This is a genomic window from Leptospira selangorensis (assembly GCF_004769405.1).
In the GTDB taxonomy this organism is placed as follows: domain Bacteria; phylum Spirochaetota; class Leptospiria; order Leptospirales; family Leptospiraceae; genus Leptospira_B; species Leptospira_B selangorensis.
This window is the reverse complement of record NZ_RQES01000019.1, coordinates 14,122-31,086: the sequence shown is the minus strand read 5'-3', so window position 1 is coordinate 31,086 and position 16,965 is coordinate 14,122. Positions and strand designations below refer to the sequence as shown.

Sequence of the window (16,965 nt, the reverse complement as noted above, 5' to 3'; positions counted from 1 at the left end):
AAATGAATGAAATCGTTCTCATTGCTCTAAAAAGACCCTACACCTTCGTGGTCCTCGCTATTCTAATCCTGTTCTTCGGGATACAATCCATTTTCAAGGCCCCTACGGATGTTTTTCCAAACATCAAGATACCGGTGATTTCGGTAGTATGGGGATACCAAGGTATGCTTCCTGAAGATGTTGCTGGAAGGATCACCTACTTTTTCGAAAGAGCTTTAACTAGTACTGTAGAAGGGATCAAAAGTATTAATAGCAGATCCTACTACGGAAGCAGCATTATTAATATAGAATTGCAACCTCATACCGATCTTGCAGGTGCGGAAGCGGAGGTGGCTGCGATTTCGCAGACAGTAGTCACGTCCTTGCCTCCGGATATTTCTCCTCCTATGATCATGCGATTGGAGGCTTCTTCCGTTCCGGTGGCAATGCTCCAAGTCACATCGGAGAAGATGACTCCAGCAGAACTGTATAACCTCGCATTCATGAGGATACGTTCTTTGCTCGTTACTATCCCAGGGGCAATTATTCCTCAGCCTTATGGTGGAACCCCAATGCAATTATTGGTATCCCTAGATAAACAAAAACTTTTGTCTAGGAACCTTTCTCCCATGGATGTATTCAAGGCGTTTAATGAACAAAGCGCCGTGTTACCTGCGGGAGACCAGAAAATCGGTAAGACAGATTGGATGGTAATGACGAATGCAATTCCGATCCAAGTAGAAGATTTTAATAATATTCCAATCAAGAGAGTCGGTAATAGCACATTCTTCATGAGAGATGTTGCGAATGTTGCATTAGGCGGCCCTCCTCAATTGAACTCCGTGCTCGTAGATGGAAAACAATCCGTATTGATCGTAGTTATGAAAAGTGGGGATGCATCCACTCTAGATGTGGTAGATGGAATTCGTAAGACCATGCCTAGGATCAAAGAAATTTCTCCGGACGATGTAGAGATAAAATTATTAAACGATGCTTCCGTATTTGTTAAAGATTCCATCGAGAACGTTGTCCATGAAATGATATTGGCTGCTGCCCTAACCGGCTTAGTTGTATTACTCTTTTTAGGTTCTTGGAGAGCGACAACGATTATCGCCACTTCTATCCCTCTTTCTCTTTTAAGTTCCATCATAGGCCTTCATTTGATAGGAGAATCTATCAACGTAATGACTTTGGGAGGCCTTGCTTTAGCAGTGGGTATCCTTGTGGATGATGCTACTGTGATGATAGAGAATATCGATACTCATATCGAAATGGGTAAACCCTTGGAGAAGGCGATCATAGATGCAGCCAACGAGATCGTAATTCCTACATTCGTAGCAACTCTTGCGATCGTAATCGTTTGGTTCCCTCTGTTTCAATTGAGCGGAGTATCAGGCTGGTTATTCAAGCCGATGGCAGAAGCGGTAGCACTCGCAATGATAGCTTCCTTCATTCTTTCACGGACACTTGTTCCTACCATGGCGAAATATTTGTTAACCGCTCATCATTCTCCGGAAACTCATAACCATGGATCTCATTCCAAAGGAGCGGCTAAACATCATATCACGCCTACTCTTCCTAAAAAATCGAACTCTCGTTTTGCTTTTATTAAGGAATGGATCGATTTCTTAATCCGTTTTCAAAAGGGATTCGAGCGTAATTTCACCGAATTCAGAGAACGTTATTATATTCTTCTACAGAAAGTAATAGCAGATCGTAAAAGATTTGTGAAGATATTCTTAGCTATAGCGACCGGGTCACTTCTTCTATTCTATCTGAATGGTAGAGACTTCTTCCCTGAGATTAAGGCAGGCACTTTACAGATGCATATGCGTGCACCTTTAGGAACTAGGATAGAAGTTTCGGGAAGGATTGCCACTCTGGTTTCGGAAGACATTAAAAAATTACTTCCTGGTAAGGTGGAAAGTGTTCTGAGTAACTGCGGTCTCCCTGTAGGACCTCATAACCTTGCATTCATTCCTACTCCTACGATCGGTTCTCAGGATTGTGACTTAACAATTTCATTAAAGGATGAAGAATCCCCTGTATGGGATTATAGACAAACACTTAGAAAAGGACTAAGTGAACTTTACCCAGGAACGGTATTTACATTCCAACCTGCGGACTTAACTGCAAAGATCCTGAACTTCGGCTCACCTTCTCCAATTGATATTCAGATCAATGGAATGGATCTGGAGAAAAATTTTGAATTTGCTCAAAAACTTCAGGGCAAATTGAAAACGATCCCTGGTGCAGCGGACGTTGTGATCCAACAAACTATGAGTACACCTACCCTTCTTGTAGATGGAAATAGAAGTTTAGGGATCAATCTTGATCTTCCAATGAAGTCGGTGGCAGAAAATATGTTACTCGCAACTTCGGGAAGCCAACAGATAGACCAAGAATATTGGATGGATCGTAAAACAGGTCTTTCTTACCAGATCAATATCTACGTGCCTCAACCTCAAATGAGAAGGACCGAAGACTTACTCACTGTTCCAGTCAATCGAGGAGACTTGCAGGAAAATTCTGAAAACGGAATACAACTCTTAGGGAACGTAGCAAATATCACTCCTACAGGTACTCCGGGTTTAGTTACTCACCAAAACCTTTTGCCTCTGATTGACGTATATGTTTCCGCAGAAGGTAGAGACCTTGGAGGAGTTTTAAGTGACGCTCAAAAGATAATGGACTCAATGAAGAGCGAACTTCCAAGAGGAGCTGCAATCGAGATCCTTGGCCAGGCAGAGACGATGAGAAGTGCTTATATAGAACTGATCGGCGGACTCTTTGTCGCAATTCTTCTGGTTTATCTTCTGATCGTGGTAAACTTCCAATCCTGGACGGATCCGTTCATCATCATTACTGCATTGCCTGGCGCATTAGCGGGAATTGCTTGGTCCTTATTCCTAACACGCACATATATCTCAGTGCCTGCGTTAACCGGAGCGATCATGTGTATGGGAACTGCGACCGCAAACTCTATATTAGTAGTTTCTTATGCAAGAGATCGTTTAGAAGTTCATGGCGACGCAATAAGAGCCGCTATCGAAGCAGGATATTCCAGGATCAGACCTGTGCTTATGACTGCATCCGCGATGATCATAGGAATGGTGCCTATGTCCATAAGTAACTCTCAAAATGCTCCATTAGGCAGAGCGGTGATCGGAGGATTGGCTGTTGCTACATTCGCAACATTATTCTTCGTGCCTTGTATCTACGCGATCATCTATAACAACCGTGCAAAAATCCAAAAGGAAAGTTCAAAATGATTCCAACAGTACCTAAAAAGAAACTTTTAACACTATCTACAATCTCATTCGGAGTTATATTCCTGTGCTATATATTCTATCAACAAATACATAGCGCGGAAGAATTCCGAAAGGAAGCTTTGGAAGCATCCATTCCGAATGTTTCCGTAGTAAATCCGGAACCTCCCAACCCTTTGGAAACGATTACTCTGCCGGGAACAGTCAGAGCATGGTATGAGGCTGTCATCTATGCTCAGGTCCCGGGTTACGTGAAGATGTGGTATAAAGACTATGGAGCAGAAGTAAACGAAGGAGATGTACTTGCTCGTATCAAGGTCCCTGCTTTGGACGCAGAATATGCACAAGCAGAAGCGGACCTAGACTCTCAAAAAGCAAAATACAAACTGGCGGCCGTTACCGCGGATAGATATCTAGCATTAAGAAGTTCTCATGCAGTTTCGGAACAGTCCATTTCTGTGGCGGTAGCCGATAAAAATTCGGAAGAAGCAAAACTGAAATCCGCAGAGAAGAATGTGGATAAGTATAAGGCTAAGATCAATTTTAAAACGATAGTAGCCCCGTTCAAAGGAGTAGTGATCCAAAGAAATATTAACGTAGGCGATTACGTAACCCAAGAAGGAAATATTGATGATAGCAAAACACCTTCTAACCTATTTACAGTAGCGGATATCCATAAGATGAGATTATTCGTTTCTGTTCCGGGAACATTCGCTTACTTATTAAAACCCGGATTAGCTGCAGAACTCACTGTACAACAATTCCCGAATCGAAAATTCATAGCGAACTTCCTGACGATCTCTAAAGGTTTCGACCTGAATATGAGAACCGTAATTGCGGAATTCACCATAGATAATAAGGACAGATCCTTATGGCCAGGTTCTTACGCACAAGTGACTCTCACTGCTCCCGTTAAAAAAGATCTTCTTACTATACCATCCAGCTCTTTGGTCTTTGATGAAAATGGTACACAAGTAGCGACCGTCACTCAAGACAATAAGGTCCACTTCAAACCGATCACTGTAAACAAGATCATAGACTCTGTGATAGAAGTAAGAGATGGAGTTAGCACAAACGACCGAATCGTGAATAACCCTTCTGCTTCTTTACTGGAAGGTGATCAGGTAAGAGTAGTAGAACCAAGAACGGGATATTCAGATATGAATATTTCTAAAAAAGCAGGTTCAAAATTAGAACCAGTAGCATCCAAATGAACCGATCTCAAAAAATAAATAAAACAAAGAAGCGAATCATCGTCTTAGGACGATGGATCGTATTTCTACCATTGGCTGTCTTATTGGTTTCTTGTTTGAATGGCCCTGCATTCGATCTTGCTCCTAAATATTTAAGCCCGGAATATGTGGTTCCGGATTCTTGGAGCGGATCAGGTCCTTTTGTAAAAGCAAATCCTTCTGAAGGAGAAGCAATACAAGCAGATTGGTGGAAACTTTTTAATGATCCCGTTTTGAATCAATTAGAAGAGCAAGCAATCACTGCGAATCCGGATCTACAAGCTGCTGCAGAAAGATTTGTGCAAGCAAGAGATGCAATGCTTAAAGTTCGTTCTCAGTTGATACCGCATTTAGGAGTCGGGTTAAGCGGATCCAATAATAGACAATCCGATAATCGACTTTTTAGAGGAGCGGGAGAAGCAAACCAAGAAGGAACAGCATCCCTAGGAGGAATAGCTTCTTGGGAACCTGACTTTTGGTCTTCTATCAGAAATTCTACAAGAGCACAAATTTATAATGCACAGTCTGTAGCTGCAGATTTTGCCTTAGCTCGATTAAGCTTACAAGCGGAACTTGCCGCTGATTATTTTACTTTCAGAGGTTTGAATGCTCAGGATACAACTTACCGTCAATCCATAGAATTTTATGAACAATCTTTAAATCTTGTAAATGAAAGATATAAAGGTGGTATAGCTCCAGAGTTGGATGTGCAAAGAGCACAGTATCTTCTATCAAGCACCCAAGCAAAACGTTTAGATATTCAAGCTAAGATGAGAGTAACTGAGAATGCGATTGCTATCTTACTCAATCGAGCCCCTACCGGATTCAACATCCCTCCAGTAGAAGAAGTCCATGTTGTTGCATTTAAGGTACCAACCACTCTTCCTTCTACCCTACTAGAACGTAGACCTGATATTGCTTCTATGGAACGCAAAATGGCAATAGCAAATCGTAATATAGGAATAGCTCGTGCAGCATTCTTTCCGAATATTTCATTTAGCGGAGGCGGAGGATTCGAAGGAGGAGTCAACTTAGTCCAACTCTCAAATAGTTTTTGGTCTTATGGTTCCACGGTCTCTCTTCCTATTTTTCAAGGTGGTTATCGTAGAGCCCAATTACAACAAGCATGGTCTGCTTATAGAGAAACGGAAGATGTATATCGCTCAACTGTCTTAAATGCGTTTAGAGAAGTGGAGAACGGACTTACAGAGACCACATTCATGTCGGAACAATCCCGACGACAAGACCAAGCTGTAGAAGCAGCCTCACAAGTTCAGAATATGACTATGGCATTGTATAAAGGGGGCTTAAGTAATAGTTTGGAATTGATTTATGCTCAGGTAAATACTCTGGAAGCTCGAATAGACGCAATTTTAGTTAAGACTGAATTAAACAGGGCATCTGTTCGATTGATAAGAGCGCTGGGTGGTGGCTGGAAAAATACCCAATTGCCTGCGGATGATGAGATCCAACCTTTCAATATATTTGATTTTAGTAATTCTAAAAAACCTGATGCAGCAGGCGGAATAGACGTAAATGCGGACGATGATAATCCTCAAAATAAGAATTTGACTGCACCTATTCTAAACAAATGATCCCGCGCTGATAAAAGTAATAACCGGAGAAAGATCAGTCACTTTCTCTGGTTTTAAACTCTTCTATATCGATAAGCGTGTGGTATTTACGAATTACGTCCTCGTCGAATCCGGAATCATGATTTAGATCATTTAAAACATCTCTTTGGAATTGAAGAAGTTCCAAATATACGTCTCCGTATTCTTTTCTTTCTCCTCTATGGGCTCCGGACATTCCTTTCAACTCTTCTTCGAAATACCCTAGTTCGGTTTTCAAACGGGAGATCAGATTTTTGAGATGTTTATTTTTGCCAGGGCCTGTTTTACTTTTTTCTTCTAAATAATGAAGAGACTCTGTAGCCAATTTTTTCTGGATCATCACTTCTTGTCTATGAACCGGAATAGGAGTTTGGAAATCCATTACATTCAATTTCCGGATCAGCCAAGGAAGAGTTAATCCATTAAAGATCATAGTTATTAAGATCACTATAAATGTAATAAACAAAATTAAATTTCGATAAGGGAAAGGAGTTTCTCCATTTATATATATCGGAATAGAAAGTGCTGCGGCGAGAGATACAACTCCTCGGATCCCTGCCCAACCTAAAACAAGAGGGATCTTCCATCCAGGATTCACTTCCGAGACTTCTATAAAATTGCTCATGACCCGAGTAAAACCGGAAGTAAAAAGTGTAATGATGATCCTTGTAACGATTAAAGCCAATGAGATCAATATTCCGTAGAGAATTGCGCTCGTTAAACTAATATCCCCTAATTGGTTTACGATGGATGGCAACTGCAAACCAATCAGCAAAAAAACGAGTCCATTCAAAATGAATACGATACTATTCCAAACATTCTCACCTTGGATACGGCTGGCATAACTCAAAAGGCCTTGGCGTTTACTGGAGAGAAGAAGTCCTCCACATACTACTGCAAGAACGCCGGACACATGAAAATGTTCCGCCAAATAATACATACAATAAGGGGTCACAAACGTTAAAATGATCTCGATACTTGGTGTAAGTGGAAGCCAACGATGAATCCCATAAAACACAAGACCTACTGCGAGACCTATCAATGAACCTGCAATCACTACCCAAACAAAACTTAATGTTGCCTCTTGGAGATTAAACTGCCCTGTGATCACCGCGGCCAAAGCGAATCTAAAAACGATCAAAGAAGAAGCATCATTTAGTAAACTTTCTCCTTCTGCTACACTTATTGCAGACTTAGGAGCTTTTGTTTGTTTCATGATCGTAACGGAAGAAATAGAATCAGGAGGAGAGATAATTCCTCCTAATAAAAATCCGATCGCTAATGTGAATCCAGGGATCAAGGAACTAGAGATCAAAGCAATTAAACAAGAAGTAATGATAACGATCGGAAATGCGAAACCTGCTATGATCCTTCTCCATTTCCAAAACTCTTTCCAGGAAATTTGCCAAGCGGCTTCATACAATAATGGAGGAAGGAATATTAGAAAAACAAGTTCCGGTGTGATCGTAATATTTTGGAAAAATGGAATTGCACTGACGGCAAGTCCTCCGATCAAAAGAACGATCGGATATGCAAGTCCAAGTCGATTGGCAATCACAACCAATCCAAGAATGATCAAAATCAAATAGACGTATTCAACTAGGATATTTTCCATCTGTTCCTGTTCGAGCGAGCGGTTTTACAGATCATCATAAACCTTTTCATCTACTCAACAACTTTACAGCATAATTTCTCTCCGTCAGTTTGTGTTGACTTCTCCTGCTAATCTAGAATTCTTTGGTGTGCTCAAATATTACTCTAGTCTAATCTTTATCGCATCACTTAGTTTGTTTGCTACACCTGCAGAAGCATGGTGGAATCACTTTCTATTCAATCGGCCTGCACTCGAAGCCATGCCGGAATTGGTATCCGCTCCTAAGGTAAAAGTTGAATCCTTAGAAGATTTTTTACTTAAAGAACAGGATAAACTTATCCCTCTTATGAGGGATATGGAGAAGGAAGCAAATCTAAACTACGATAAAAGTGCCCCTCTTCCGGAAGCGCTCTCATTCAAAGGTGGGGACAAAAAGACGATCCGTAATCATTTTTTAAGAGCACTTAGACTGAATACCGGAACACCGTTAGGTTATTTTTTACAGAATCTTCCTGGGAATCCCTTACCCGCAAAAAAATCAAATCCGATGACGGTTAGTATTTATGGAGAGAAGGATCTAAAACAAGATTACGAATTTTATGATATTCGAATAGGAGAACTTGTTAGTCCTCTCGAAGTATTGGCGACTGCAGGAGACGAACCGGATTTCGGATTAGATCTCAATTTATTCGAAGATAATGGGGAAAGTTTCGGTAAAGATTATGGTTTTGGAATACAATCCTTTGGGGATTCTAGGATCTATTATGCGACCCAAGTGCCATTTCATATAGGATATTATCATGAATCTCCGATTATTTTTGCAGCAGCAGGATTTCTAACCCGCACCTATCCTAAATATAGAGTTCATCAGTTTATGACACTTTCTCGTTATGCTTTTGAGTCCGGTCATCCATATTGGGGTTATCGTTTTTTAGGTTGGGGAATGCATTATGTTGTGGATCTTACTCAGCCTTATCACTCCAGAGTCCTTCCGAATTTCGGGACAATCAGTATGCTTTGGATCAATTTAAAGGCGATTCTTGGATTTGAAAGCGCCAAAAATGAAGCAATCGATAGAATTGCCAGCCGACATACCACTATCGAGAAATATCATTTTAGTACATTAAGAAATTCTTATAAAAATAAGGAACTGACCCATCCTTTTATCCTAAGCGTAAAACAAACCAATTTGGATAATAACTACGGCAAATACGATAATTCCTATATTGTAGATATTGTATCCAAACAAAGTTACGACATTTCGGATCGAATCGATACCCTGATAGATGAATCGAATTTATTGAACGGTTTTGCAGAAGGTAAACTGCTTCCGGAGATCAATCATAAATCTCTAGCGGAATTAGATTCTACAATTTCGGAGCATATGAAAAGTGTAGGTTCCCATATCCGTAATTATGTTAGGACCGGATTGAAACAAAACTAAGAAAAAATTTAGGCTGAGGATACAAAAGTAAAATCAGCCTATCATTCGATTAATAGAACGAATGATATTTTTCGTGAAACACTCTATTAGGGACTTTTCCATCCGTTAAAGAATATTCTTCCCTAAGTCCTTCTAAGAAATACATAGCCATATAACCCTTGTTCTTAACCGGTACTGTCCCTCTATATTCCGTTTTAAAAAAATCGTCTACTAATTCGAAAGTATTCTGGGAGATATTGACCTTACCCACTTCTCCTCCGGACTCCAAACGTGAGGCTGTGTTAACCGCATCTCCCCATACATCGAATGCGAATTTTTTCTTTCCGATCACACCTCCGATGACCGGACCCGTATGAATACCTATCCTCATCTGCCAATATGGTAATCCCAATTGTTTCTTAATCGATTGCATTTGATTCATGAACGCCTGCAATTCCAAAGCGGCCAAACAAGCATCGATCGCGTGAGTTCTATTTTTTGCAGGGATCCCACCCACGCACATATAGGAATCCCCGATCGTTTTCAATTTTTCTAATTTATAACGATGTACTATTTCATCGAATTGAGTAAAACAACTATCCAATTCTCGGATCAGATCTGATGGAGAGAGTGTCTCCGCAATTTGTGTAAATCCTTTAAAATCGGTAAATAGAATCGTAGCAGATTCGTACAAGATAGGTCGAACTTCTCCCTTTTCCTTTAATTCCTCAGCAATCTCCGAAGGAAGAATATTCAGAAGTAATGAATCCGCTTTTTCACGAGAGGTCTCCGCTTCCGTAAAAAGATTTTTGATCTGGTCGTACAAGGAAGCATTATGCAATGCAGTAGTAATCTGTTCGCAGATCCGCATTATCTTCTCCCTCGCCTTAACGCTTAAACCTATCTTCTTTTCGAAAGCGGTTAGATTAAGAATACCTATCACCTCATGGTTTAATATGAGAGGAATTTGGAACATAGAATACAGATGGCAGTTTTTTGCGATCCTGAGATCGATTTTAGAAAAGTTCACCGTACTTCCATTGAGTAAATTCGTAAAACCTTGTTCCGATCGTATATCATCTATATATAATGGAACTTTTTCCGAATAAGTATGATAGATACTTCCTCCCGTTTCATTCAAAGGAATTTCCAGATCACGAAAATATTGCATTTCCTTTTCGGTAAGTCCAGGCATTGCGGAATTGCCGGAATAAGTCCTTAACACTCCGTTTTCCTTATCCTTTAGCAATAACCATATAGTATCAACAGTACTATGATCGACGATATAATCGAATGCTGACTGAAATACTTGATCAAGATCCAAAGAAGAATTCAGAATTCTTGCGAATCGATTCAACTCTTCTATTTCTTCCGCAGAATCTTTTGTTTCCTGCAATAGAATCGCGTTTTGAACTGCGCCTGCAATCTGATCTCCCAAAGACGCGATCTCCTTTAGATCTTTCTGAGCTAAAAATTGGACTTTTGACCAGGTTACAGAAAGAACTCCAAGCGTTTTTCCTTGTACGATCAGAGGAACATGAAGAACGGATTCCAAATTAAACGTTCGAACTAGTATCGCATCATACGGAGAAGCATCCAGCCACTCAGGTTTAATTTCCGCCAAATAGATCGGCTTTTGTTTTTTCGAGGTCCTTGCAAGAACTCCTCCTTCTAACGCTAATGGGATCTTAAGATCGGCTATCTTATCCTTAATATCCGAATCCGCGTTTGAAGTCAGGTGATACAATACCAATGATTGCTGAGCATCATTGATCGTAAATAGAGCGAGTATGGAATCTTCTCCGAATCTTAAAGAAATATGATCCTTAACAAATTGTAAAATTTCGGTCAGATCGCTCGTTGAATTGATCTTCTTAGCAAGTTCGGTCAGCACTTCCGCTTCGTTTTTAGAATTTTCAGCCTCTTCTCTTGCCCGATCCAATCTATGTAATAGAATATCCAGCTCCGACGAAATTGGTCTCGTCAAAAAGAAGGCAAGTTGATATCCCAGAAGAAGGATTGGAAAGCATATTAAAAGAATATAAAGTATTCTTGAATCTATCGGACTACTTTTAGACAAAAAAGGAAAAAGAAGAAATGAAAATAACGGGATCAAGGAAAGGGATAATAAAGAGATCCTGTGACTTATCCTAAAAGCCTGTTGAGCTTCCAGTCTTGTAGAATTCCGCAGAACTCCGTAGGCTAATATTCCAGTCGGTATAATACTTAAATTTCCAAGTGGATAGATATGAAATCCTTGTGTTGCGGGCAAATTTAAAAGAAGCATAATACTTCCTACAATTAAGAATAGAACCGCCAAATTTCCTAAAAAATCGGATTCTTTCTTCCTGAATGCGGAGAACCATTCCGACAAAACCGCTAGGATCCCGATAAAACCGACTACTCCAAATCCTTGTACAACCGGTCCGGATGCAAGTATCCTTCCCCAAGCGAATTCGTAATATCCCACGAACAACCAAGGCGAGAGTGCGGCGACACTTAATAAAAACACAAGCGCATCGAAGATCGGAAAATATTTTGGCAACGGTTTCTTTAAGGCAAGATACGCAAAACGTATATGAATAGAAGGTGCAAGAAAAAAGATCATATAACAGACTTGAGTGACTCTAAGACCTATTATAGGATCCGAAATTATATTGATAGAAAGCACAGAGATCAATTGTGCTCCATAGATATAAAGGGAAAATGCCGCGATCTGATTTAGAGGGGAAGCAGGGTTTGTTCCTCCTACAATAATCCCTAACCAGAAAACCGCCAAAGTAGAGACTAGTGGAATAAAAAGCCATTGTATGTTCTGGGATTTAGCAAGTTCATCCGGAGAAATAAGATAAACAAATGCTCCTGATATTCCCAAAAATAAGAGTGCGATTATCGCATTCAAAAAATAGAATAAAGCATTTTTATTAAATAAGAAATCACTCAAGTTCAGAAAGTCTGATCGAAATACTCCGTATGCAAGAATAAGCATAGGAATAAAAGAAAAATTACCGCCCGGAAAGAAAGGGATTCCTATAAAACTAGGTAGATTGGATGCAGCCAGAATGATAAGGAGGTTTTGTCCGAGTACAAGTGTTTTTTTATTTTTTAAAGAATTATGTTTTAGAAAATGAAGAATACATGGAACACCAATGAGAAAGTAAGTAGATACTCCTATGATTCCCCAAGGTTTTAAGAAGAAAGTGGATACAGGATATTTTCCGAACGGATAATGTATAAAATCTCCAGTAAAGGCCCGATTTAAAACGATGCCGGACAATGCAAATATGACTGCTCCCCAATTCAACCAGTTCATCCAAGAAAGGATCTTATATTTTTTTCCTAGGATATGATGTAGAATATGACCACTCATAGGAGTGAATAAAAGAACGATCGGGTACAAGAGCGTATTAACGGATAATAAAAAACTCTTATCCAAAATAACCGCTCTTAGTCCCAAAAGAAGCCCGAGAGTTCCGAAGGCAAGGCAGCTAATTGCAAAACTAATTAAAAGAGCTTGAGAACCTTCTTTTCGAGCTCTTATCATACCTGCGACAAATAACAAAAAACCTACGACAAAGGTAGTGAGCCCTGGAACTGCAAAAGGGAATTGGTACCAAAAATACTGAAAATCAGTAGGATCCGAAGAGATGATTGGCCAAGCGTTCTGTGGTAAAGCTTCCATATTCGGGACAATATAATAGGCATAAAACGTCATCCGTCGTCTGTGGTTATAATTCTGGACATTTATTTCCAATAAGGAATTGCCATCTTTTGGATATCTGAAAGAACTCGCCGTGAATGTGGAGATCCAATTATAAAGCATGTTTATTGATCCTGCTTCTTTCGATGAGCGCTTGTAAGTCCTCAAACCAAGCGGAGAAGGAAGCAGATTGTAGAAATGAGACTCTACAGATTAGAACAAGCCTTAGCGGGGAAAGAGATCCGAATCTACAATCTGCTCAAACTTTTGAGGATCTAAACCAGCCATATATTGATCTTGGATATACCGATCGTACTATTTGGATCAAACTGCAGAGTAAACCTTTTGCTGCGGAAAAAAAATGTTATATGGTCTTAGAATGGCCTACTCTTACCAATGTTGACTTCTTCTTAGAAACAGATGCTGGTAATTGGAACCTGTATGGTCAGGCAGGAGCAGTTTTAGAAAGAAGCAAATGGAAAGTTGCTTGGTTGGATTATCCGAGTATTCCACTTCTTCGAAACAAAGAAATATTAGTACGGATCAATACTCGTTCATTAGTTCGTATTCCTTTTTTTATCTTATCCGAAGAAGAAGTCAGAAACAAAACCAATGACCGCACCATGTACACCTCCTTTTATGCGGGGTTCATGCTCGCGATATGTTTGTTTTCTTTATTTTTCTTTTTTACCCTCAACGACCAAATCTATCTTTGGTATGGAGGTTATATATTTTTTGTAACAATGAACTTTAGCCTAATGTATTCTTCCGCACCTAGGATTCTCTTGTCAGAAACTCCTTATTGGCTCAATCATGGATTCTTCTTCAGTCAGGCACTCACCTTATTCTTCGGAGTTGCATTCTTTAGGGAATTTGTGGATTTGAGATCCTATTATCCTCGTTTTGATAAAATTGCGATCGCCATACTTATTTTTGCTGCGTTAAGTTCAATTGCTTCTGTGCTTTCGGATTGGAACCAATTATTTTCCGGAGTATTCTCCCTGATTTATATGATTTGGATCCCAGCTTTTTTGATCGTTACGATTAGAATGTTGATTCAGGGACAAAAACATCTTTTAACATTCGTTATCACTTGGGGTACGTTTTATTCGGCAGCATTCGTATATATATTATGGATCACGCGAGTACTTCAGCCTAATCCTATTTACTTTTATTTACCGGTTTGGGCACTTCCTTTGGAAGTTATATTTTTTGCGGCGAGTATCTACGAGCGATACAAAAGTATAGATTCAAGAAGAAAAATATTAGAAATCGAAATGAAGACTGCAGTGGATCGGTTATCTGAATTTTCTCTGAAGCCAGAAAAATCCCAAACATCGGACGGAAAAACTTCTAAATACATCAGAAGTAAGATCCACAATACAAATGTAAATGCAATACTGGGAGAAATCGAAAGATTATTTACGCAAGAAATGATATTCAAGGAAGAGAATCTTTCCTTAGCGACTCTCGCTACGAGGTTGGAGTTAAATCCTCACCAACTTTCGGAAATATGTAATACTCAATTAAACACGACATTCCCGAGACTATTATCCTATTATAGAATACAACATTCAATCCATCTTCTAAAAGAAAAATCCGAATGGAATATTTTAGAAATTGCTTATGAATCCGGATTTGGCTCCAAGGCTGCGTTTAACGCCGAATTCAAACGGATCACTGGACAAACTCCCAAACAATTCAGAATCTTCGAATTAACTTAACGAAAACTCCTCCTTTAGGCTAAACATCGTAAAAAAGAGACCTCTCGCTCAAAGTAGAAAACTTTTTTGTCAATACCGGATTCGTTCAAGCGCAGGAGAGAATGATTATGCTATCCTTTCGAATATATGAAGAAGTTTCTGATCGTTCTATTCTCCATACTTTTTTTCATTATAATCTGGTGGATTTTAACTCCTTCTCCCCATGAATACAAAAGAATCCCAAATTCAGAATTTTCGTTTGAGACCGTAATTTTCAGGAGCCCAGATCCGAAACGTCTTGCTGATTTTTACAAGAACGTATTCAAAGCAAAAGAAACTGAAAATGAGTCTGACTGGGCCCTCGGAGATCCACTCTCTTCTGTCATTAGTCTCAGAAGTCCTGATTACCAAGAAGAAGGACCAATATTTACGATATTAAAATCTGAGAAATCGAATCACGGAACATCTGCTGCAAACGATCTGGGTTACGCTCATATCTGTTTTGAAACGGATAATGTTCCCGGTCTTATCCAAACAATCCAAAAGAACGGAGGACATATTGATAGCCGTTTCGAGGATTTGCAAAAAGTGCCTGCAATCTATGGAAGGGATCCGGATGGAAATATATTTGAGATCCATATTCCATTCCCAACTCCTCTTAGTCCGAGCAATATCTTTCGTAGTTTAAATTCATTAATAAGAACTCGTTTTAAACTGGATCCGCCGGAAATCGATAAGATCAGATTCCTTCACGTAAATATAAATTCCAGAGATTGGACCAGGACTCTTTCATTTTATAGTAAGATATTGGAAACAAATGCCACCGGTTTCGAACGGGATTATAAGGGAAAATTTATAGAAGATCTGACGGGACTTACCGGAATAGAAGTAAAAGGCTGCCATCTTCCTCTACCCGGTTACGAGGACGGTGGACCCACATTCGAGATATTCACTTACAATCATTTCAGTGAAAGAGGCCCATTAGATAAATCTGATATAGGAAGAATTGCAGTAGGACTCCGAGTATTCGATTTACGATCATCTATAAAAAAAATACTCCAAGAAGGCGGGACCTTATTAGATGAAAAAGATAATACCGCAATACTCAAAGATCCAGAAGGTAATCTTATACTTGTATCCCAAAAAAATCTAACTTCTAAAAAACCAATCTATGAAAATTAATCTTCCCCAAAAAATGAAAGCGGTCCGCCAGATCGGTCCCTTACCTGAAAACTCGATCTCGGATCCAAAAGAAATATTAAAAGTTCTTGAATTGACTGAATTAGATCTTCCGAAACCGGGACCAGGCCAAGTTCTCATAAAAGTCAATCGAGGCTCTATGAATCCGAACGATCTTTATCATATTAAAGGTGTATATAGTTCTACCTTGAATTATCCATATCCAAGAGGAGTAGGATTCGAAGGAGCGGGAACAGTAGTCGCGAACGGGGGCGGAATCGTTGGAAGAATGAGGCTTGGGAAAAGAGTCGCCTTCTATACGAAGAACGGGCTCTTCGCAGAATACGTTTTAGCTGATGCACTGAAATTAATCGTATTACCTAATGATGTTGAATTCCAAGAAGCGGCATCTTCCGTAGCGAATCCTATCACTGGTATCGGGATGGCGAGATGGGCCAAGGCTTCCGGTTCTAAATATTTCTTTATTACTGCGGCAGCAGGAGCAGTCGCCAGAATGACGATGAGAGCTGCGAGTAAATATGGATTAAAGAGTATCGCCATTGTACGCAGAGAGGAACAAAAAGAAATCTGCAAAGAAGAAGGTGCTTCCTACGTATTAAACCAATCCGATCCTGATTTTGAAAAACAATTAACGGAACTTTGTAAAGAAGTCAATTGCAGATGCGGTTTCGATTGTATCGGAGGGGATATGCCTTTGACACTTATCCGCTCCATGCCCCAAGGTTCCACCTTATGTATGTACGGGTATTTCAATACAGGACCTATGCTATTCCAGCCCCAAAAACTATTCAACGGCTGGAAGATACAATTCTTCGAAACGGAATACTATATCAATTCCCTATCCCTCCCCTCAAGATTTCTATTATCTAGAGAAGTCATCCGAAATGTAAACGGGATCTTCCGACCTAAAATCCAACGTCAATTTCCTATGGATCAGATACAGGATGCTTATGCGTATTACAGCCAGAATATGACGGATGGGAAGATACAGATCCTCTGCGAATCGACAATGCGCCAGGGATAGTAGCGATATACTGCGCCGCAACACATGTGGTGAGGCGCAGATACAAGCGGATAGCCCAGCCTGAGCGAAAGCGAAGGGGCGCCCAAGATATCCATGAATATATATTAAATATTTATAATATATAAGAATTTGTAATAAATAGATTTTAAATATATGGACTGTTCGTTCAATATTTTTTGTCATAACGAACGCTTTAAAAAGAAAAAACTTCAGTTATAAAACAAAATC

Annotated in this window: 9 protein-coding genes; 7 read left to right on the top strand and 2 right to left on the bottom strand. The window is 39.7% G+C overall.

Features of this window, described 5'->3' with window-relative positions; translation table 11 throughout:
- Positions 1 to 2 precede the first annotated feature (2 nt).
- From EHO58_RS15315 to EHO58_RS15305, 3 genes are read left to right on the top strand one after another with little or no spacing between them, the layout of a single operon-like run.
- On the top strand, positions 3 to 3,251 hold the full coding sequence (locus tag EHO58_RS15315; RefSeq protein ID WP_135680510.1) for an efflux RND transporter permease subunit: 3,249 nt from the start codon (positions 3 to 5) through the stop codon (positions 3,249 to 3,251).
- Positions 3,248 to 4,462 carry an efflux RND transporter periplasmic adaptor subunit gene (locus EHO58_RS15310; RefSeq protein ID WP_135627224.1) on the top strand — a complete coding sequence of 405 codons (1,215 nt, stop codon included), beginning with the start codon at positions 3,248 to 3,250 and terminating at the stop codon, positions 4,460 to 4,462. Before EHO58_RS15315 ends, EHO58_RS15310 begins: the two co-directional genes overlap by 4 nt.
- On the top strand, positions 4,459 to 6,075 hold the full coding sequence (locus EHO58_RS15305) for an efflux transporter outer membrane subunit (protein WP_135680509.1): 1,617 nt from the start codon (positions 4,459 to 4,461) through the stop codon (positions 6,073 to 6,075). The genes EHO58_RS15310 and EHO58_RS15305 overlap by 4 nt, the downstream gene beginning before the upstream one ends.
- A 34-nt stretch (positions 6,076 to 6,109) precedes the next feature.
- Here EHO58_RS15305 and EHO58_RS15300 read toward each other — a convergent pair whose 3' ends face one another.
- The gene (locus EHO58_RS15300; protein ID WP_135680508.1) at positions 6,110 to 7,708 is read right to left on the bottom strand and encodes a Na+/H+ antiporter; all 1,599 of its coding nucleotides are present in this window, start codon (positions 7,706 to 7,708) and stop codon (positions 6,110 to 6,112) included.
- A gap of 127 nt (positions 7,709 to 7,835) precedes the next feature.
- On the opposite strand from EHO58_RS15300, the gene EHO58_RS15295 reads away from it, so the two are divergent.
- Positions 7,836 to 9,131 (top strand): phospholipase C/P1 nuclease family protein, encoded by a 1,296-nt coding sequence (locus EHO58_RS15295; RefSeq protein WP_244241202.1) that lies wholly within the window; start codon positions 7,836 to 7,838, stop codon positions 9,129 to 9,131.
- Between the two features lie 49 nt (positions 9,132 to 9,180).
- Here EHO58_RS15295 and EHO58_RS15290 read toward each other — a convergent pair whose 3' ends face one another.
- Positions 9,181 to 12,792: an adenylate/guanylate cyclase domain-containing protein gene (locus tag EHO58_RS15290; protein ID WP_167483226.1), complete on the bottom strand. Its 3,612-nt coding sequence runs from the start codon at positions 12,790 to 12,792 to the stop codon at positions 9,181 to 9,183.
- A gap of 116 nt (positions 12,793 to 12,908) precedes the next feature.
- Here EHO58_RS15290 and EHO58_RS15285 point away from each other — a divergent pair, with 116 nt between their 5' ends.
- From EHO58_RS15285 to EHO58_RS15275, 3 genes are all read left to right on the top strand, one after another.
- On the top strand, positions 12,909 to 14,534 hold the full coding sequence (locus EHO58_RS15285; RefSeq protein ID WP_135680506.1) for a 7TM diverse intracellular signaling domain-containing protein: 1,626 nt from the start codon (positions 12,909 to 12,911) through the stop codon (positions 14,532 to 14,534).
- Between the two features lie 126 nt (positions 14,535 to 14,660).
- Positions 14,661 to 15,695, top strand: a complete 1,035-nt coding sequence (locus tag EHO58_RS15280) for a VOC family protein (protein ID WP_135680505.1) — start codon at positions 14,661 to 14,663, stop codon at positions 15,693 to 15,695.
- Positions 15,685 to 16,737 (top strand): alcohol dehydrogenase catalytic domain-containing protein, encoded by a 1,053-nt coding sequence (locus tag EHO58_RS15275; protein WP_135680504.1) that lies wholly within the window; start codon positions 15,685 to 15,687, stop codon positions 16,735 to 16,737. The genes EHO58_RS15280 and EHO58_RS15275 overlap by 11 nt, the downstream gene beginning before the upstream one ends.
- The last annotated feature ends 228 nt before the right edge of the window (positions 16,738 to 16,965 follow it).

Bases quoted from the DNA above. Each gene is read 5' to 3' on its own strand.
- EHO58_RS15315 (WP_135680510.1), top strand. From the start codon at position 3: ATGAATGAAATCGTTCTCATTGCTCTAAAAAGACCCTACACCTTCGTG.
- EHO58_RS15310 (WP_135627224.1), top strand. From the start codon at position 3,248: ATGATTCCAACAGTACCTAAAAAGAAACTTTTAACACTATCTACAATC.
- EHO58_RS15305 (WP_135680509.1), top strand. From the start codon at position 4,459: ATGAACCGATCTCAAAAAATAAATAAAACAAAGAAGCGAATCATCGTC.
- EHO58_RS15300 (WP_135680508.1), bottom strand. From the start codon at position 7,708: ATGGAAAATATCCTAGTTGAATACGTCTATTTGATTTTGATCATTCTT.
- EHO58_RS15290 (WP_167483226.1), bottom strand. From the start codon at position 12,792: ATGGAAGCTTTACCACAGAACGCTTGGCCAATCATCTCTTCGGATCCT.
- EHO58_RS15285 (WP_135680506.1), top strand. From the start codon at position 12,909: ATGTGGAGATCCAATTATAAAGCATGTTTATTGATCCTGCTTCTTTCG.
- EHO58_RS15280 (WP_135680505.1), top strand. From the start codon at position 14,661: ATGAAGAAGTTTCTGATCGTTCTATTCTCCATACTTTTTTTCATTATA.
- EHO58_RS15275 (WP_135680504.1), top strand. From the start codon at position 15,685: ATGAAAATTAATCTTCCCCAAAAAATGAAAGCGGTCCGCCAGATCGGT.